The organism is Neobacillus sp. Fa239 (assembly GCF_055395235.1).
In genome coordinates this window covers 40,474-58,325 of record NZ_AP041612.1, presented here as the reverse complement: position 1 = coordinate 58,325, position 17,852 = coordinate 40,474, and the positions used below count along the sequence as shown (strand labels likewise).

The following is a 17,852-nucleotide window of genomic DNA, read 5'->3' as shown; positions in this document are numbered from 1 at the left end:
TCCGATTCAAGAACTGTTAAAAGGCGAAAGCGGCCGGAATTTCCTGCAGGTTTTCGTGCTGATGACGGGAATCTGGACCACGAATACGGGCATATAAGACTATAAGATGACTATGTTTATTCCTACCCAGTCAGATGGCTATGAACATGAGTCACGTGACGGACATGCTCCCGTTTTTGCGATTATTATGCTCACACAGGAGGAAAGAAGACATGAACCGATTGAATGATCAGAAAGCAACCATTCCTTTTACGACGTCCGGCAACGGTTCTCGCGCCATTATTTTTGTGCATGGCTTTATGGACGCCAGCGCGGTTTGGAACGATGTCGTCGCCTTAATTGCGGAAAAAGATTTACAAAAAGTCTACCTCGATTTACCTGGGATGGGGGCGCTAACGGCTGTAGAAGGAGAAATAACGCTTGATCGCTATGCCGCAGATGTTGCTTCCGTCATCGAAGAGATCGGCAAACCCTTTGTCATTGTGGGGCAAAGCATGGGAGCGCAAATCGCAGAGCTCGTCACTCGATTGCATCCGGAACTTGCTCGAGGATTGGCGCTGCTTACGCCCGTCCCGCTCGGAGGGGTCAAGGCGCCGGCTGAAGTGGTGGCTCCTTTAAAGCAGCTCGGCGAGCACCCCGAGATCGAGATGGCCGTGCGCAGGCAATTTTCTCCCGGGCTTACAGACGACAAATTGGACCTGCTTTGCGGGTTAAGCGTACATGTCAGACCGGACGTTGTCGCCGCTCTCGTCGATGCGTGGAACGAAGGTCATCCCGACGGCCATTCACCAAGTCAATTTACGCGTCCGGCTCTGATTATGCGGGGGATGGATGACCCGTTCGTCACCCAAGAGATGGTTGCAGGCATCGTGTCGCGGTTTAGCCGCGTTACCGAGAAAGATATCACCGGTGGTGGCCACTGGTCTCATGTGGAACATGCGGAAGCCGTTGCGCAACATTTAAACCAATATCTTCAAAAACTTGATTGGGAGTGATAGCTATGAACAAATCGATTAAGAACGACTGGGAAAACGCATTTGCCCAAAAGTCTGAAGCCGCATTCGGCGAAGCCTTCGCTGAAGATGTTGTTTTCGAGGCCGCAGTCTTGAACGCCCCGATCTCCGGTCGGGAAAACGTTCAGAAGATCATGGGAGCAGCCAGCAAAATTTACGAAAGCTTGACGTTTACGAGGAGCGCGACTTCAGGTCTGCAGGAGTATAAAGAATGGGAAGCGCAAGCATTTGGCGGCGTTCTGCTCAAGGGGATCACCGTGCTTACCCGCAGCGAAAATCAAGCTATCGCTCATATCGCGATTCATCATCGCCCACTGAGAGGCGCATTGAAGTTTTCTGCCGTGCTAAGAGATAGCCTTCACGGTGAGATCGATCCGTCGTACTTTTATTCCGAGAAAGGAGAATAACGGGATGGCACACCTTACTTATAAGATAGAGAATCAGATCGCTGTCATTACGCTGAACAATCCGCCGCAGAACCGTCTTTCACCTCGAATGATAGAGGAATTTAACGGAGCGCTCGATACCATAGGAAACAGCGATGCGCGCGCCTTGCTAATACGTGCGGAAGGTCCGGATTTCAGCTTCGGAGGAGACATTGTACCTTGGCCGGACATGACGGCGCACGAGCTGCGCACCTTGCTGGAGCAGTATTTGGTGACCTTCAACCGGTTTGAGTCGCTGTCGATCCCGACCGTCGCTGCGGTACAAGGGCTATGTTTCGGCGGCGGACTCGAGCTCGCCGTTCGGGCGGATGTCATCTTTGCGGGAGAAACCGCACGCTTCGGCCACCCCGAGCAAACTCTTGGTATTATTACGGTACTTGGAGGTGTTTACCGTGTCGCGGAACGCGCGGGGAGACAGAAGGCTATCGAATGGGCGTTTACTTCCGAGCAGGTTCCTGCGAAGGTTATGGAGAATCACGGCGTGATAAACCGGGTTGTGACGGACGACAAATTGTTCGATGAGGCGATGAACTTTGTCGAGAAATTGGCCAAAGGCCCGACAAGCGCCCACGGGGTACACAAAGCTTTATTGCGAATCTGGGAGAAAGGCGGCCTTTCCGCCGCGGATCAGGCAGTGCTGGAATTAGGGCTCCCATTGTTTGAAAGTGAGGATGTAAAACTTGCTTTACCAGTCTCGGTCGAAGCGTTTAAAGAAGGCAAACCGCGACCTGCATTTCCGTTTAAAGGCAAGTAAGAAGGAACGAAGTGCCAATTTCTCGATCAACCAATCCCACTAGAGCAAAAATCGCTTCGTCTTATTTTTAACCAAATTCAATTTTTTTATCTGTTTTTATAAGAGATTGCTGCGGGCAATATCCAGGGGACTTGCGAAAGCAAAAAATGCGATGCAGGAAGTTTGCTATTTGCCCGCGCCTCCTAATCAAACCTAAAAAGGAGCGGAAGTGCTATGAATAAACAATCGGCTTTTACAAGAGAAGATGTGGAAATTAATGCGGAAGGAACCGTCCTTAGAGGTTGGCTGTATTTGCCGCAAGCCGGCGAGAATAAGCAGCAAAAACCGGCCATTGTGATGGCGCATGGATATGCGGGACTGAAGGAGATGTATTTGGAGCCGTACGCTGAGAAATTTGCCGCGAACGGATTTGCAGTCGTGCTGTTCGATTATCGGAATTTTGGAGACAGCGAAGGCACTCCAAGGCACGAAATCGATCCGTGGCAGCAAACCGAGGACTACCGGCATGTCATAACATACGCCAGCTCGCGTCCGGAAATCGATAGAGATTCCATCGGAATTTGGGGTACGAGCTACAGTGGGGGACATGTTCTCGTAGTAGGTGCGACCGATAAACGAGTAAAATGCGTCGTATCTCAAGTGCCGACAATCAGCGGCTCGAAAATTGCGGTTCGAAGAGTGAACGGAGACGCGCTCACAGAGCTGTTGTCCTCGTTTGCGGAAGACAGACTTAACCGGCAACGGGGCGGGGATCCTGTTTATAATTCGATCGTTACCGGCGGAGAATTTGAAAATAGCGTCTATAAGTCTAAGGATGCGATTGAATTCTATACGAAAGGCTCGGATAAATTCATCAACAAAGTCACGCTGCGTTCGATTGAATTATCAAGGGGTTACGAGCCGGGAGCTTTTATCGCCAACATCAGTCCCACACCGCTCTTAATGTTGGTTGCAAAAAACGATTTTATTACGCCTACCGATTTGTCGCTTGCTGCATATGAACAAGCACTGGAGCCTAAAAAACTGGTGCTGATACCGGGAGGACATTTTGACCCGTACACGCAATATTTCGATCTATCAAGCAGCGCAGCCCTGGAATGGTTCCAGACGCATTTGCTCAATCGGCAGTAAGGCTGCCGATTCCTCGCCTTTGACGTAAGGAAGCTCGAGGGTAAATTGACAAGATAAACATATTTGGATGAGGGTGGGAGGAAAGTATGTCTTTACGCGAGGAAGCGTTGGAGCTGCATCGCCACTTCAAGGGCAAGCTCGGTGTTGTCTCCAAAGTCCCGGTTTTAAATGCCAAGGATTTAAGCCTCGCTTATTCTCCCGGCGTGGCCGAGCCGAGCAGAGAGATTTATAAAATGGAAGATAAGGTATACGAATATACCAATAAAGGTAATACGGTGGCGGTTGTTACCGATGGTACGGCAGTCCTGGGACTCGGAGCCATCGTCCGCACACTTCACTGCCGGTTATGGAAGGAAAAGGGGTCTAGCCGATAAACAGCGGCTAGGCCTTTTGATATTTCCAAGAGCCGAAAGAACAGCCTATTGAACCAATCGGTTTAAAAGGGCGCGAATTTGAATGAAAGGATACGATTAGGGAAGAATAGAATAACTTTATGAATATGACTAGAGGTAAATATGCGGATTACAGGAACCCAGCTTGGCTTATTACTTTTTTCTTTTGTGGGTGCCACCATTATCCTTATCGTTCCCGGAGTAATGGTGGCGTTCGCCAAGCAAGATGCTTGGATGTCGGTGTTTCCAGCTGCTTTAACCGGATTATTAAGCATTTGGGTGATGACGGTACTTGCACAACGTTATCTGGGTTTGACGATTACCCAATACAGTTCAAAAATTGTCGACAAACGGCGCGGAAAATGTTTGGGTTTTTATTACTTCTACTTTTTGTTTGTAATGATTTGTCAAATAGTAAGTACGCATATCGGTTTTATTAGTTTGGTTTTATTACCGGAAAGCCTATCGATTGTCGTGAGCCTGTCGTTGTTGATCCTTTGCGGTCTGGCCCTATATGCGGGAATTGAGGTCTTTGGAAGATGCAATGAGTTCCTTATGCCGCTATTAATTGTTCTTTTGATTCCTCTCATTATTTTGGCGATTAAGGAATCAGATCCGGGACAATTTAAGCCTTTCTTAGGGGAAGGAAAGCTGCCGATATTGCAATGAGCCTATGTCCCATCCGCTTGGATGAGTCAACTCTTTTTGTGGGGCTGGCTCCTGCCGTTTTTAAATCAACCGGAGAAGGCGCGCAGGATTTCTTTGGTCACGCTGCTTAGTATCGTTATTCTTATTCTTATCATTGATTTGCTGACGATTATGGTTTTCGGTCCGTTAACGGATAAACTGCAGTTTTCATTTTTAAGCGTCATTCAATATATCGGTATCAAGGGATCCTTCGAACGCTGGAGGCACTTGCTTTCTCGATGTGGATGATGGGAATATTTATCAAAGTGTCGGTGCAGTTATTTATTCTATGTCTGCATATAAGCCAGCTTTTCGAAATTCGGGAATATCAGGGAGTCGTTACACCGGTTACACTCTTATGGATTCTAGGTTCGGCTTGGGGTTATACGAATTCTGCAGAACTTCTCAATAAGCTTACTTATGTTTTTCCAATGATAGGTCTTACCACAATCTCCTTCCGCTATCACTCCTCGTGATTGACATTTTGTTTCGAACCTTTGGCTATCAGCGGTTTAAGTACATGGTCATCAAGCAGCTTCTCGTCAACTAAGCTTTCCAGGTAAACTACAAGCCATTAAATGTTTCCGGCCCGAGCAATTTTACGGTATACAATATCCGAACAGTTTTGGAATATGTTTTTTAATATTGCCTCATTATGTTCTAAGTCGGAGGATAGGTTGCCGTACCCGTTATCATCAAACTCATGTGTCGGATCTAGAATTACCGGTTTCTTGAACAGCCATTTCTTTAACCATTTCACAGTTAGGCCCTCCTGACAAAACTTATTCTACATGTATTTTACCAATTTTCGTAAAAGGTATTCGTTTTGCACACACTGCGCAGCACATACTGGTTCTATTTGGAAAGTTACCTTAAAGCCCATTTGAAAATTCCGGGGAAACCAGCTACAATCGTAGTAATGATCATTAATGCAATTTTGATCATTACATGTATACTTGGCGGCACGATCAGCTAGAAAACTGGCAGAAGACCTTCTCTCATTGACATGGGAATAATCACAGCCGTTTTTGGAACAGGCCTCTATTTTTATTTGATAAGTGTGTTTAATAGTAATGAGAAAATAAATGATGTAGCGTAAAGCTTACGGGCAAAAATAAGTGTCCGGTAACCATCTGGCAGCGTTAGGGAGGATTATATGTAATGGCCACAATCGATGATATCCCAGGACTTTGTAACTGTACGAAGTTAAGGCGCGCGGCGCGCCATATCACGCGCTTCTACGACGCCTGCTTGTCTGAGTCGGGGGTGCGCGTTACGCAGTACTCCATCTTGGGCCATCTCAGCCACCGGGGTCCGAAGACAATGATGGAGCTCGCCGAACTTATGACCATGGACCGTGCCACAATCGGGCACAATCTTCGGCCGCTGGAGCGTGACGGCCTGATCACGATTCAAGTGAGTGAAGCCGATCGGCGAGCCAGAATCGTGTCGATCACCGACGAAGGGCTCAAGCGTATCGAGCTGGGAAGAGCGGGATGGGATCGCGCCCAGGTTGAATTCGAACGCCAATTCGGCACGGAGTATGCAGCTTCCATGCGGCAAATGATGGATGAGGTGGCGAGCCTTCAGCTATGACTTCGAATGAACCGCCGATGGGTGTCAGGGAATCCTGATGGTAGTATGGGAAATGCAGAGAAGTTAAGGGCCCCCGTCCTGATTTTAGGACGGAGGTAAAATAAAGTTGTTTAATTTTTGATAAAAAATGCTTCACCGAACTTAAAAAATAACAATAAAGTCCTTTGATATGGAGCCTCTACGTACATGATTCTCTTTTTAGTGGATTTATGATAATATAAGATCCAACACTAAAGTCGAAATTAGCTAAAGAAAAACCCTAAGAAAGCCAAGAAAAGAAGAATATCTTTTCTTGGCTTTCTTGTTTAAATTTTTCATTTGTTTTGTATACCATTTTACCAATAAGAAAAATTATTGATATATTAAATCGTAATGGTTACTATTTTTATTAGTAATCATTACGATTTGTATTAATCCCAAAGGATGTTTAGATTTGACTGAAGCAGTAAACCAAACATTAAACTTGGTTCTGTGGTTTCTGATATTATGGGTGTTTCATCCAAGGATATGCTTCGTGCTATCGCAGATGGCGAAGATGATCCTGATAAACTATCAAACTTCGCTCGAGGTACAATGAAAAAGAAGAAGGACGAACTTGAGCTCGCTCTTAAAGGCTATGTAAATCCTCATCAACGCATGATGCTTAATACGATTCTAACTCACATTGACTTCCTAACAGAACAAATTGAAAAGTTAGATCACGTGGTTGCGCAGAGAGTAAGTTCTCATCAGGAAGATATAGAACGACTTGAAATGGGATAAAGTGCTTCAATTTGGATGAGTAATTATTTTTTAAGTTACTAATGTGAAGAACAGCTAAATATCTGGTTTTGGGATATGTCCAATGAGCATTTGGTTTCATGGGTGCATATCAACGCTTGACACTTACCTACTAGTAAGTTAAAATATAGTGGTGGAAATCGAAAAACACAAATTTTAGGCCTGGTACTAAAACTTATTCCGGAAAAAAGGTTATGTTATCCATGTATAACACTCCTACTCCTTATTGATACCCTTATTATACTCATATCAACCAACATGGCGTTTCTTGAATCCATGAGCGGCCATGTATAAGAGGTACTTTGCAATATAAACGTATATTGGGAAAGAATGTATTCCCAAGTTCTGAATCAAATAAACAGTTTTTTTAAAAATTAAAAGGCGGTTTTTCTAGGAATATAATTTACCAATTAGTAAGTAAAATAAAATTGAGAAAGTAGGAATTTTCTAAAATGAAAAGAATGCTTTGGGTTTATCTTATAATGTCCTGCTGTGCAACTTTTATTACACCGTTATTTCCTTAATCACCGTCATGGGTTTTATTATAAAAATAAGATTTTATAAAAAGGAGAGTGAGAACATGTATGAACGGTTTTTGGTTCCAGTTGACGGGTCCGAACACTCCAAACATGCATTGAAATCCGCTAATTGGTTGGCGCAAAACGTTGGGATAAATGCCCGAATAACGCTTCTTCATATCATTCCTAGTAACAATATCAATACAGTTGCTTACGGAGTGGATAGTGAACAATTGCAAGTAGAGGAAGTTAGGAGGATTTTAGAGGAATCCGCACAAGTCCTTTCAGGGTCATCTATACAATATGATAGCGAATACCATATTGGAGATCCTGCAGAAATGATATGCAAGAAGGCAAAAGAAGGAGATTACGACCTGATCGTAATGGGCAGCAGGGGACTTAGCCTCTTTTCAGAACTGCTCGTGGGAAGTGTAAGTCATAAAGTGGTTCAGCATGCGCATTGTGGTGTAATGATTGTAAAGTAAATATGAGGTGATTTATTAAAACTCATTTTCATTATCGAATCATCTTTCAACCTAAGGAGGAGAATATGAACAACCTACTGGAAAAAATTATTGACGCCCACGGCGGAATTGACCGATGGGAAAAATTTAGTTCACTGACTGCCACGATCGTCACCGGTGGCGGTTTATGGGCAATGAAAGGGCTCGTACAAGATTCCAATCCTCGTGAGATGACAGTCGCGCTACATTCGGAAATCGCATCTCTTACTCCCTTTGGTCAACCGGATTGGCGTACTTCCTTTACGCTCGATCGTATCGCGATTGAGACCCTCTCTGGGGAAACCGTCCGCGAGAAATACGATCCTAGGACCTTGTTTGCTAACCATACGATGAACACACCGTGGGACCCGCTTCATCGAGCATATTTCAACGGGTACGCAATGTGGACATACCTGACAACGCCTTTTTTCATGGTCATGCCAGGATTCGAGGTCAGCGAAATCCCCCCATTGCAAGAGGGCAACGAGCTCTGGCACGGTTTGCGTGTGCGCTTTCCCGAACACGTCGCCAGTCATAGCAAGGAGCAAGACTTCTACTTTGGCGATGATTTACTACTACGCAGGCACGACTACCATGTCGATGTTTCAGGTGGCTTCCCAGCTGCGCAATATGTCTACGACTTCATTGAGATCGAAGGGCTTCGTTTCCCGACAAAACGCCGCGCATATCTTCGTGGACCCAATCTGGAGCCAGTTAAGGGTCTGTTGCTAGTCTCGATTGATCTCAGCAACTTCCGGTTCAGTTGAACTCATTGCGCATGGTTATAGGACACTAGGATCCTTATGGACGTCCAATTCGACGAAGGGATTATCCACATTACGGATAAAAAATAAAAGGGCTTTTCCCGAGGTCATGGGAATAATGCCAATATCGTGGGAAGTGTAAGCCATAAAGTGGTCCAGCACGCTCATTGTGCTGTAATGATTGTAAAGTAAATATGAGGTGATCGTTACACCAAGTACTAAGACAAAAAGTATAAGAAGTAAGCCAGCTCGTATTTACCATCATGGTACAAATTCTATCGAAAGCCGTATTCAAATGAAATGTACTAATTGTAAAAAGACTGTTCGTAACCATAAAGAAAAATATTACTAAAGGGTTGAAGTGTAAATGGCAGAGCATGTTCGAATCGGGAAAACAGATTTATATGTCAATCCAATTGGTTTAGGAACAAACGCAGTCGGCGGTCACAATCTTTTTCCTAACCTTGATGAAGAAACTGGAAGAGAATTAGTTCGCGCAGGACTGGCACACGGGATAAATTTTTTGGATACAGCTTTTATCTATGGTCCCAAACGTTCCGAGGAGATCATCGGTGAAGTCGTAAAAGAAACCGGTAATCGCTCAGAAATTGTGATTGCGACAAAAGCAGCTCATAAAATTGTTGGTCCTGAAGTTGTGAATGATAATTCTCCTGCTTTTTTAAAACAATCTGTCGAAGAGAGCTTAAAACGTCTGCAAACGGATTACATTGATTTATTTTATATTCATTTCCCTGATCAGGATACGCCAAAGGATGAAGCCGTTGGAGCCCTAAAACAATTGAAGGATGAGGGAAAAATCAGAGCGATCGGTGTCTCCAATTTTTCGATTGAGCAATTGAAAGAAGCCAATAAAGATGGTTATGTGGATGTCTTTCAAGGGGAGTATAATCTGCTAAGCCGCGGGGCCGAGAAGGAGTTATTCCCTTATGTTGCTGAGCATACCATTTCCTTTATACCGTACTTCCCGCTTGCTTCAGGATTATTAACGGGCAAATATAACAAAAATACCGATTTAAGTGAAAAAATGAGAAAACGCCCGCAATTCCGAGAGGGCGTTTATGAGGAGAACCTGGAAAAAATCGAGAAAGTTCGTAAAATTGCCGGTGAAAAAGGGACTGAAGTTGCCCATGTCGTTCTTGCCTGGTATTTAACCCGTGAAGGCATCGACGTCATCATTCCCGGAGCAAAAAGGGCAGAACAAGTCTTGCAAAATCTGAAAACACTGGAAGTCCATTTAACGAATGAAGAAATTCAAGAAATTGACCGGATTTTTTCCTAATCTAAGTATGATAGCCTTGAAAGCACTCAACTGAGTGCTTTTTTTATGCTTTTTAAGTAAAAAGGCATCCGCAAAACCTAAACATTTGTCAAATATCCATGACCGGGGTCGCAGTCATTTTACTGATGGAATGGGGGATAAATGGCATAAATTTGACATTTACCTACTAGTAAGTTATGATAAAAACATGGAAAACAGGAAAACACAAATTGTCGATCTTGCACTGAAACTAATTATTAAAAAAGGTTATGTAGCTATTAGCTATGATGATTTATCCAAACAATTGGGTGTGACGAAAGCTAGCATCCATTATCATTTTGAAAAAAAGGAGGATTTGGGAGTTGCAGTTACTGAACGGGTGCTTCAAAATTTGCAGGACTTTTCCTCGTTCATTACGAATTCTAAGCTGACTCTTGAAGAAAAAATAAAGAATTTTTATGAGAGACAAATCGTTTTAATCGACGGTGGGATATGCCCGATATCATCTCTCCAGTCTGATTATGAATCTCTTCCTGAAAAGATAAGGCAAAAAGTACAGGAAATCAGTCAGTTAGAAATAACGATATTTAAAAATATTCTAAAGGTAACACTTGAAGATAGGGGAGCCGAAGAAATTGAATCATTAGCTTTTGCCATCGTGTCATGTATAAAAGGAACAATCCAATACGAAAGGGTACTGGGAAAGCAGATATTGCCGCAAGCAATGAATGAAATATACCGCCTTCTAAAAGGTTAAAAGGCGGTTTCAAATGAATTTCACTTACCTACTAATAGGTAATAAAGAAATGTTTATCGATATTTCAGATTCTGCGATAGGGCTTGCTTATCCGACGACGCTTGATGATGATTTATTCTCATTTCTAGCATCAAAGGCCGATTACAATGTAAACGTGTATTAAGGTATGGTTTCTTGTGTAAAATATTGGAATGAATAATAGTCTTTAAATTTAGTTATATGAAAAAGGAATGACAGGAGAGTGTTGTTGATGGCACGAAGGGTTGTCGTGACAGGATATGGAGTCGTTTCACCATTAGGAAATACAATTGAAGCGTTCTGGAAGAACATTAAAGAAGGTAATTCAGGCATCAAAAGACTTACATCTGATGACTATAATGATATAAACACCAAAATTGCAGGTTATATTACCGATTTTGTCGCAGAGCAATATATGGAAAAGAAAGACAAAGAAAAATATGACTTATTCATACAGTATGCTGTTGCTGCTGCGCAACAAGCTTTAGAACAGGCAAATCTAGATTTACAAAATGTTAACAAGGAGCGATTAGGGGTTTATATTGGTTCCGGTATTGGAGGAATTAATACAACATTAGATAATCATAAAGCTTTGCTTGAAAGGGGACCAAGAAAAGTTTCTCCCTTTATGGTTCCAATGATGATCAGTAATATGGCGTCAGGAATTTTATCTATAAAAACGGGTTTTAAAGGGCCAAGCTTTTCACCTGTTTCTGCTTGTGCAACAGGGAATCAAGCAATTGGAGAGGCTTTTTTAAATATTCGACATGGTTATGCAGATGGCATATTAGCCGGAGGGGCTGAAGCTCCTATTAATCCACTAGCTTTTGCTGGATTCTCAAGAATGAGAGCAATGTCCACTTTTAATGATTTTCCAGAAAAGGCAAGCCGCCCATTTGACAAAGAACGTGATGGCTTTGTCATGTCTGAAGGAGCGGGTGTTTTATTCCTTGAAGAATATGAACATGCCAAGGAAAGAGGTGCGACAATTTTAGGAGAAATCGTAGGTTATGGTTCTACGACAGATGCCTATCATATTACCTCCCCTGATTACAATGGGGCCGCAAATGCCATGAAATTGGCTTTAGATATGGGAAATATTCGTTTGACTGATGTAGATTATATAAATGCACATGGTACAAGTACTCCTGAAGGAGATAAATCAGAGACCAAAGCAATCAAAAGTGTTTTCGGTGCTCATGCTTATAACTTAAAGGTAAGTTCCACTAAATCAATGACTGGCCACCTTTTTGGAGCAGCAGGTGGGATAGAGGCTGTAATAACCCTCAAAAGTATCATGGAAGATATTGCTCCTCCAACTATAAATTATGAAACACCAGATGAAGAATGTGATTTAGATTATGTTCCAAACCATGCGGTTAACATGCCAATAAACTATGCTATTTCTAATGGTTTTGGTTTTGGCGGACATAATGCAGTTTTGGCATTTAAGAAATTTTCGAAATAGATTGAACGGAAGAAAAAGAATAATCCTTATTTCGCCGCACCAAGGGGCAATTAGTATGAAATAACCTCTCCCAAAATGGAGAGGTTATCTAAATTACGTAGGGTTAAGTCAGGAAGGTTTCACACGAATTGAAGTTTCGCTTTACAGCCATTTGTTGGCCCAATCCTCGACTGTCTTTAAAGCTCTACCTAATTCCGTACCTTTTTTTGTGAGTGAATACTCTGTCCGCACCGGGCGGTCTGTAATAACATTTCTTAGGACGATTCCGCAATCCTCAAGTTCCTTTATTCGTTCGTTAAGCATTCTCTTACTTAAATCAGGAATATAAGCATGGATTTCACTAAACCGTTTTGGTTCTTCCGTTAGAGTATGGATAATCAAACCCATCCATTTTTTTCCGATAATATTGTACGATTCTTCGACTTTTGAACATACTTTATCCTTTGTTTCATTTTCTAACAAAATTACCACCTCCTAGTAATGTTATTGTATACTAAAAGTAACAATATTTTAATTGTATATTGATTATTATATCTCAAATACTCTGATGTATAAAGAGTTTAAAGAATTGTTTTACTAGGGAATTTTGTATAAAAAAGTAACCAATAGATAATTTATTAATAAATTTGCAAACCCCATTTTATCTTTAAATTCTAAGTTTGACAAAACATCTATAAAAATTATAATGAAATTATTTCAAATTAATAATATTTTATTTCGAGATTCTTTGTTTATTAATTTATTAAAGTTGAGGATAGATGTTTAGATTAGGCTAGATTCAGGAGGGGAATTATGGAATTTAGGGAATTGGAATACTTTATGGCTATTTGTGATGAATTACATTTCACACGAGCAGCAGAAAAATTAGGAATTTCACAACCTGCTTTGAGCCGTCAAATGAGAGACCTTGAAGATAAATTAGGAGTCCGTTTATTTGATCGCTTGGGAAAAAAAATTGCCATCACGGAACCTGGTGAAATCCTGCGAGAACAATCTAGAAATATATTCTCCAATATAAAAAGTGTTTATGAACAAATAGATGAACTTCAAAATATAAAAAAAGGAAAACTTATCATTGGGGTAATGTCGGAAGAGTTAAGTCAGCTTGCATCCGTTGTTTTCTTAGAACTTCATCGCAAGTGGCCCCAAGTACAAACAAAGATCTTTATGTCAGAAAATATTGATGAAAAGGTTTTTCGAAATGAAATTGATATAGCTTTGTCAGTCATGCCTATAGAGAATGGTCAGTTAACGAATATCCCTTTATATATTGAAGAATATTATTTGGCAGTTTCAGATGACCATCCATTGGCTGATAGGGATATAGTGGAGTTGGAAGAGATAAGGGATTTGTCTCTTGTATTATGTCCAATAAACCACAAATGCCGAAAATTAATTGATGCTGCCTTTGCATCTGTGGGATTTGCAATCGAGCCAATCATCGAATTAACTGAGGTAAAATCTATATTGAGTTTAGTGAAAGCAGGAATGGGGGCAACCATTCTTCCCAAAACACTTCTCGATTCGGAGAATGATGGAACCCTTAAAGTAATAAAAATTGAAAACCCAGCTATTTGTAATGAAATTGCCATTGTCCATCATAAAGAAAAGTACATTGGATCTGCAGCGAGAAGTTTTATAGACTTGTTGGTTATTCATGTGGAAAAAACAAAACTGAATGAGACGGTGCATCCTGAAAATACTTTACTTTCTTTCTAAAGAATTTTCCCTTTTTAAAAAACCTTTCCCAATTCATGAAGTGGAATGAGTGAGGAACTTTAATTCCATATGTAATCGCTTTATTAAGGGCTACTGAGGTAGCTCTTTTAAATTTGCAAAGTTGGGGACGTTGCAACCTGATACACTTGTTCTCCTGCCATTCCTTCACCTTGGGCCGCTCCCCATTCGAGAGTGGAGGAATCAACTTTATTTTGATCTGGTAACATTGTCCGATACGTGTTAGAATCAGTTCCGGCAAGTAACTGGTATCCTTGGGTGTTACGGGAAATAGCCAAGCCATAAACCGTTGCTCCAGGAATACCGACCCGTTTATATGTTTCACCTTTATCCTCTGTTTCATATATTCCTGCCTGATCTGAAGAAACATAAAATGGGCGATTCCCGTTAGGGGAAGATTTTGCTCCTAATGCAAAATCGATATCAAGGGATCTAGACCCTGGAAGCGGTTGTTTCCAAGATTCCCATGTTTTTCCGTAATCGTGACTTACCCAAATTCCATCATAACCAGTTCCTACATAAATACCCCCATCAAGAATCTTAACGCAAAATACATCATGAAATGGTACTTGATTGTGGGTAAGTTCATTCCAATCTTTACCTTGGTTTAAGGACGCATACAATCCACCGCCAAAAGTAGCACGTGCAATAAGGATATCATGATTGCCTACTACTTCCTGTATCCCTCTATAATGCGGCTGAAACAATTTCACAGGCGTAGCCGAACCAGAAAATACATCTTTAACAGCGTAAACACCACTGTATGTTGAAAGGTATAGGTCGTTATTAAGAAGAAATGCGCCAATTAGATATGGCCAATCGCCAGACAATTTCTCCCAGTTCATCCCCCTGTCTAAGTTGATAAATACTTCATTGCCGGAAATAGCAACCAATTTCTGTCCGCTCTCATCAATAACTAAGTCAGATACTTCTATGTTAGGAAAAGATAGTGTGTTCCATGTTATTCCACCGTCTTTGCTGGCGAATATCTTACCTATATACGTTGGATCATTATCCCTCGACTTAACAGGAACATATATATTTTTTTCATTCGTAGGATCAACGACGATTGCAGTTGGCCAACCTCCTGCAACAGGAAAATTTCGAAGCTCATGCCAAGTTTTTGCCCCATCCTCCGTCCGGAAAATGGAAGGAGACAGTGTTGATAATACGGTCATGACTTTAGGATTTTTTGGGTCAACATGAATCAGCCCTGCATTAGAGTAAGGTCCGACAGCTTTCCAGGTGGAAGAGTGTTCCTTATCGGCTGGTAATTTTTCCACATAACTAGAGCCTATTATCGTAGATTCCTCACTAGAGGAATTTTTGACTGTAGAGTTAGCATCAATCCGATATATTCCCACTTCGCTAGTCTGAACGGGCACGTGCCACCAATGACCATGATCTAAGACAGAAGTCACTTGATTTGTCTTTCCGCTTGGAGTTCGTACTGTGACGATTGGAGCTTGTGACAAATCAACCGGACTGTATATGTAGGCCTCCGTTTCATTCACTGTGGATGCTACTGGATCCGGAGATGCAGTGATTTGAAGATGCCTTACAGTTAACTGGTATGGCTCACGCATATGCTGCGATTCTGTTCCAGATTGGATATTTCCTTCTATCCATCCGGAAATAACCGTATCCTGATCCGGCCGATTCATGTTGATGTTCACATCAACATTGACCTGCTGACCTGGTTCAATATGAATATGGGATGGAGTTACTGTAACGGCTGCCCCGGATTTTGTATCGTCTTTTACAGTGAAATCCATATCAACCGGTTTTTCGCCGTGATTGTTTAAAGATAACGAAGCGCTTCTATGAATCTCTGAATCTTTTAAATCAGCTATTCCAAAATTTAAGCCATTAGGTGAGGCGACGACATTGGTTTCCGCTGCAGCCTTTACATCCAGTCTTCCTGCCCCTTGTGTAAGCACATCATATGATGCCAGCGGCTTCGCGGATTCTTTTAAAATACTGGCAATCTCGCTAGCTTTCCAGGAAGGGTGTAGTTGTTTTATGAGGGCAGCTGCACCTGCCACATGGGGGGCAGCCATGCTTGTCCCGCTCATTCTGGTGTAACCGGTATCATTATCTTGTGTCTTGATGTAAGTCGAATTGATTTCAACACCCGGAGCGACTAAATCAGGCTTTGCTCGGAAGTCGGAATTACCACGGGAACTAAAGTTAGCAATTTGATCCGTTGCGTCTTTTCCTGTAATCGTGATTTTAACGGGTCCTTTGGCCAAGTAGGACTTTAATTCCCCAGCTTTTGTTCCGGTAATTAGCATTGCGGCCAACGTATCCAACCGACCGTCCAGGGATGAATCTGTCTGGAATTGATCTTGAGCTTGTAACTTTTCAGATGAATTGGATGTATATTGAGATGGTATAGTATCTCCTAATTTAAAAACAGGGCCAGGTTGGTCAGGCAGGTAAAAGAGCACAGCATCGGCCCCTTTTTCTTGAGCTGTAGACGCTTCTGAAAAAGCTTGCGGTACAGTTGCACCTTGAGGCAATTGAATTAGGACAATCTTTCCTTTTACATCTAATCCATCGTAGCTTTCCGGTCCTCCTTCTCCAACGTCTACGAGCTCGCTGGTAATTGCTCCTTCAGGAGGATTAGCTGAAATCCCAAGGCGGGTAACGGCCAAATTCTCTTCAACTGGGGCAACCATTTTCGCGTCAGGCACTTTGATACCGCTTGTACTAGCGCCGACAGCAAGTACACCCTCTGCCATAGCAGGAGCACCAATTGTTCCATATCCAGGGCCTGCATTCCCGGCTGCCGCTACCACAACTACACCGGCATCAACCGCATTTTGGGAGGCTTGGGAGATGGGATCACTGCCATCACCAGGTCCGCTTAGGCTCATATTAATGACATCAGCCGGGTTTGGATTGTCTGGAGAAATAGAGGCTTCTATTCCGGCAAGAATATCGGATGTATATCCTGATCCGTTATTATCTAGGACTTTATAGGCTGTTATGGAAGCATCAGGTGCCACCCCGGTCACTTTACCATGAGCCGCAATGATTCCGGCAACATGGGTTCCATGGCCGTAGTCGTCCATTGGGTCGTTATCATGATTGACAAAATCATACCCCCCGACAACTTTATGCCCTGGTCCGAATCCTCCTCCCAGGTCAGGGTGATCATAGTCCACACCAGTATCAATCACAGCGACCGTTTCTCCTTTCCCTGTAACTCCTTGATTTTCTTGGTCGTGCATGGACCAAACGTCAGGAGCACCAATCAAAGGAACGCTGTCGGCTAAGTCTGCGTGATATTCCTGATCCGGATACACTGCTTTTACGCCGGGAATCGAACGCAGTTCATCCAATTTGTTTTTGGGAACTTTTAATGAAATGCCGTTAAAGGTAAACGTATATTCGTTAGACTCTTTGAATGGAATCCCTTTATCATTTATTGTTTGTAACACTTTCCCATGTGCCAGTTTTAAACTCTGGATATTTTGTTTCAACATACTTACAGATGCTTTGGAAGCGGCCCCTATCCTTTCTGACTTCGGTAGTGTTCGAATGGCGGGTGCGCCGTCCATTTCGACCACAACACGTGTCATCGCATTATCCGAATCGTTTCCCTGTGCTAAACCAATGGGAGTATCAATAGCAAATCTCGCACTGGAGAAAACTAGGGCTGAAGCGACAATACAGGTTGCGGTCCTCCCCTTAAACCACTGATTTCTTTTTTTCATCTTATGTAATCACCTCTAATTTGAATTGCATTTACGGATAGCAAAACTAAACTATTAATAACATTGGTATAATTAAGACTATTCCAAATGCTAAGGTAATTATATGGCGATAATTTTTGGGGGTAAATGACATTCTCGTTATGATCATGATGCATTTCAGTTATCAAAAAAGACGACTGATGGGGAGCCCAAAGGAGGAAAAGCGTTAGAAGTCTGTGTGATCAAGATGCTTTGATGAAAACCAATTCAATAATTATATAAATATATTTCTTAAATTCTGTTAATTA

At 42.3% G+C, this 17,852-nt stretch carries 18 protein-coding genes and 2 pseudogenes; 17 read left to right on the top strand and 3 right to left on the bottom strand.

The annotated features are described in order from the left end of the window. The first annotated feature begins 106 nt into the window (after positions 1 to 106). The 7 genes and pseudogenes from ACZ5XR_RS28595 (at position 107) to ACZ5XR_RS28565 (ending at position 4,899) form a co-directional block, all read left to right on the top strand. Positions 107 to 229, top strand: a complete 123-nt coding sequence (locus ACZ5XR_RS28595; protein WP_464502700.1) for a hypothetical protein — start codon at positions 107 to 109, stop codon at positions 227 to 229. Beyond that, positions 213 to 995 (top strand): alpha/beta fold hydrolase, encoded by a 783-nt coding sequence (locus ACZ5XR_RS28590; protein WP_464502699.1) that lies wholly within the window; start codon positions 213 to 215, stop codon positions 993 to 995. Before ACZ5XR_RS28595 ends, ACZ5XR_RS28590 begins: the two co-directional genes overlap by 17 nt. A 5-nt stretch (positions 996 to 1,000) precedes the next feature. Further along, on the top strand, positions 1,001 to 1,420 hold the full coding sequence (locus ACZ5XR_RS28585; protein WP_464502698.1) for a nuclear transport factor 2-like protein: 420 nt from the start codon (positions 1,001 to 1,003) through the stop codon (positions 1,418 to 1,420). Between the two features lie 4 nt (positions 1,421 to 1,424). Continuing rightward, positions 1,425 to 2,213, top strand: coding sequence for an enoyl-CoA hydratase/isomerase family protein (locus tag ACZ5XR_RS28580; RefSeq protein ID WP_464502697.1), 789 nt, complete (start codon positions 1,425 to 1,427; stop codon positions 2,211 to 2,213). A 213-nt stretch (positions 2,214 to 2,426) separates the two neighbouring features. Then, on the top strand, positions 2,427 to 3,344 hold the full coding sequence (locus ACZ5XR_RS28575) for an alpha/beta hydrolase (RefSeq protein ID WP_464502696.1): 918 nt from the start codon (positions 2,427 to 2,429) through the stop codon (positions 3,342 to 3,344). A gap of 86 nt (positions 3,345 to 3,430) precedes the next feature. Continuing rightward, a pseudogene (locus ACZ5XR_RS28570) lies at positions 3,431 to 3,708 on the top strand (NAD-dependent malic enzyme); the annotation flags it as partial. Positions 3,709 to 3,859: 151 nt separating this feature from the next. Further along, positions 3,860 to 4,899 (top strand): annotated as a pseudogene (locus ACZ5XR_RS28565) (GerAB/ArcD/ProY family transporter). A 98-nt stretch (positions 4,900 to 4,997) separates the two neighbouring features. On the opposite strand, the gene ACZ5XR_RS28560 reads toward ACZ5XR_RS28565, so the two are convergent. Beyond that, positions 4,998 to 5,183: a hypothetical protein gene (locus ACZ5XR_RS28560; protein ID WP_464502695.1), complete on the bottom strand. Its 186-nt coding sequence runs from the start codon at positions 5,181 to 5,183 to the stop codon at positions 4,998 to 5,000. 401 nt (positions 5,184 to 5,584) lie between these two features. On the opposite strand from ACZ5XR_RS28560, the gene ACZ5XR_RS28555 reads away from it, so the two are divergent. The 9 genes from ACZ5XR_RS28555 to fabF all read left to right on the top strand — a co-directional run bounded on the left by ACZ5XR_RS28555 (position 5,585) and on the right by fabF (position 12,106). Continuing rightward, positions 5,585 to 6,019, top strand: a complete 435-nt coding sequence (locus ACZ5XR_RS28555) for a MarR family winged helix-turn-helix transcriptional regulator (protein WP_464502694.1) — start codon at positions 5,585 to 5,587, stop codon at positions 6,017 to 6,019. 486 nt (positions 6,020 to 6,505) lie between these two features. Then, entirely contained in the window at positions 6,506 to 6,781 is a 276-nt protein-coding gene (locus ACZ5XR_RS28550; protein WP_464502693.1) for a hypothetical protein, read from the top strand. A gap of 598 nt (positions 6,782 to 7,379) precedes the next feature. Beyond that, complete coding sequence (locus ACZ5XR_RS28545; protein WP_464502692.1) at positions 7,380 to 7,802, top strand: universal stress protein; 423 nt, start codon at positions 7,380 to 7,382, stop codon at positions 7,800 to 7,802. Positions 7,803 to 7,867: 65 nt separating this feature from the next. After that, positions 7,868 to 8,587, top strand: a complete 720-nt coding sequence (locus tag ACZ5XR_RS28540; protein ID WP_464502691.1) for a hypothetical protein — start codon at positions 7,868 to 7,870, stop codon at positions 8,585 to 8,587. 126 nt (positions 8,588 to 8,713) lie between these two features. Then, entirely contained in the window at positions 8,714 to 8,776 is a 63-nt protein-coding gene (locus tag ACZ5XR_RS28535; protein ID WP_464502838.1) for a universal stress protein, read from the top strand. A 175-nt stretch (positions 8,777 to 8,951) separates the two neighbouring features. Then, positions 8,952 to 9,884: an aldo/keto reductase gene (locus ACZ5XR_RS28530; protein WP_464502690.1), complete on the top strand. Its 933-nt coding sequence runs from the start codon at positions 8,952 to 8,954 to the stop codon at positions 9,882 to 9,884. Between the two features lie 187 nt (positions 9,885 to 10,071). Next, on the top strand, positions 10,072 to 10,620 hold the full coding sequence (locus ACZ5XR_RS28525; RefSeq protein WP_464502689.1) for a TetR/AcrR family transcriptional regulator: 549 nt from the start codon (positions 10,072 to 10,074) through the stop codon (positions 10,618 to 10,620). Between the two features lie 13 nt (positions 10,621 to 10,633). Beyond that, on the top strand, positions 10,634 to 10,783 hold the full coding sequence (locus ACZ5XR_RS28520) for a hypothetical protein (RefSeq protein ID WP_464502688.1): 150 nt from the start codon (positions 10,634 to 10,636) through the stop codon (positions 10,781 to 10,783). A gap of 87 nt (positions 10,784 to 10,870) precedes the next feature. Further along, the gene (gene fabF / locus ACZ5XR_RS28515; protein ID WP_464502687.1) at positions 10,871 to 12,106 is read left to right on the top strand and encodes a beta-ketoacyl-ACP synthase II; all 1,236 of its coding nucleotides are present in this window, start codon (positions 10,871 to 10,873) and stop codon (positions 12,104 to 12,106) included. A gap of 141 nt (positions 12,107 to 12,247) precedes the next feature. On the opposite strand, the gene ACZ5XR_RS28510 is transcribed toward fabF, so the two are convergent. Beyond that, complete coding sequence (locus ACZ5XR_RS28510; protein WP_464502686.1) at positions 12,248 to 12,568, bottom strand: winged helix-turn-helix transcriptional regulator; 321 nt, start codon at positions 12,566 to 12,568, stop codon at positions 12,248 to 12,250. A gap of 330 nt (positions 12,569 to 12,898) precedes the next feature. On the opposite strand from ACZ5XR_RS28510, the gene ACZ5XR_RS28505 reads away from it, so the two are divergent. Further along, on the top strand, positions 12,899 to 13,825 hold the full coding sequence (locus tag ACZ5XR_RS28505) for a LysR family transcriptional regulator (RefSeq protein WP_464502685.1): 927 nt from the start codon (positions 12,899 to 12,901) through the stop codon (positions 13,823 to 13,825). Positions 13,826 to 13,932: 107 nt separating this feature from the next. Here ACZ5XR_RS28505 and ACZ5XR_RS28500 read toward each other — a convergent pair whose 3' ends face one another. Continuing rightward, positions 13,933 to 17,565, bottom strand: coding sequence for a S8 family serine peptidase (locus ACZ5XR_RS28500; protein ID WP_464502684.1), 3,633 nt, complete (start codon positions 17,563 to 17,565; stop codon positions 13,933 to 13,935). Between the last annotated feature and the right edge of the window lie 287 nt (positions 17,566 to 17,852).

Excerpts from the sequence above, each read along its gene's own strand:
- ACZ5XR_RS28540 (WP_464502691.1), top strand. The coding sequence starts at position 7,868 with ATGAACAACCTACTGGAAAAAATTATTGACGCCCACGGCGGAATTGAC.
- ACZ5XR_RS28545 (WP_464502692.1), top strand. The coding sequence starts at position 7,380 with ATGTATGAACGGTTTTTGGTTCCAGTTGACGGGTCCGAACACTCCAAA.
- ACZ5XR_RS28590 (WP_464502699.1), top strand. The coding sequence starts at position 213 with ATGAACCGATTGAATGATCAGAAAGCAACCATTCCTTTTACGACGTCC.
- ACZ5XR_RS28585 (WP_464502698.1), top strand. The coding sequence starts at position 1,001 with ATGAACAAATCGATTAAGAACGACTGGGAAAACGCATTTGCCCAAAAG.
- ACZ5XR_RS28505 (WP_464502685.1), top strand. The coding sequence starts at position 12,899 with ATGGAATTTAGGGAATTGGAATACTTTATGGCTATTTGTGATGAATTA.
- ACZ5XR_RS28550 (WP_464502693.1), top strand. The coding sequence starts at position 6,506 with ATGGGTGTTTCATCCAAGGATATGCTTCGTGCTATCGCAGATGGCGAA.
- ACZ5XR_RS28575 (WP_464502696.1), top strand. The coding sequence starts at position 2,427 with ATGAATAAACAATCGGCTTTTACAAGAGAAGATGTGGAAATTAATGCG.
- ACZ5XR_RS28525 (WP_464502689.1), top strand. The coding sequence starts at position 10,072 with ATGGAAAACAGGAAAACACAAATTGTCGATCTTGCACTGAAACTAATT.
- ACZ5XR_RS28595 (WP_464502700.1), top strand. The coding sequence starts at position 107 with ATGACTATGTTTATTCCTACCCAGTCAGATGGCTATGAACATGAGTCA.
- fabF (WP_464502687.1), top strand. The coding sequence starts at position 10,871 with ATGGCACGAAGGGTTGTCGTGACAGGATATGGAGTCGTTTCACCATTA.
- ACZ5XR_RS28530 (WP_464502690.1), top strand. The coding sequence starts at position 8,952 with ATGGCAGAGCATGTTCGAATCGGGAAAACAGATTTATATGTCAATCCA.
- ACZ5XR_RS28520 (WP_464502688.1), top strand. The coding sequence starts at position 10,634 with ATGAATTTCACTTACCTACTAATAGGTAATAAAGAAATGTTTATCGAT.
- ACZ5XR_RS28500 (WP_464502684.1), bottom strand. The coding sequence starts at position 17,565 with ATGAAAAAAAGAAATCAGTGGTTTAAGGGGAGGACCGCAACCTGTATT.
- ACZ5XR_RS28555 (WP_464502694.1), top strand. The coding sequence starts at position 5,585 with ATGGCCACAATCGATGATATCCCAGGACTTTGTAACTGTACGAAGTTA.
- ACZ5XR_RS28580 (WP_464502697.1), top strand. The coding sequence starts at position 1,425 with ATGGCACACCTTACTTATAAGATAGAGAATCAGATCGCTGTCATTACG.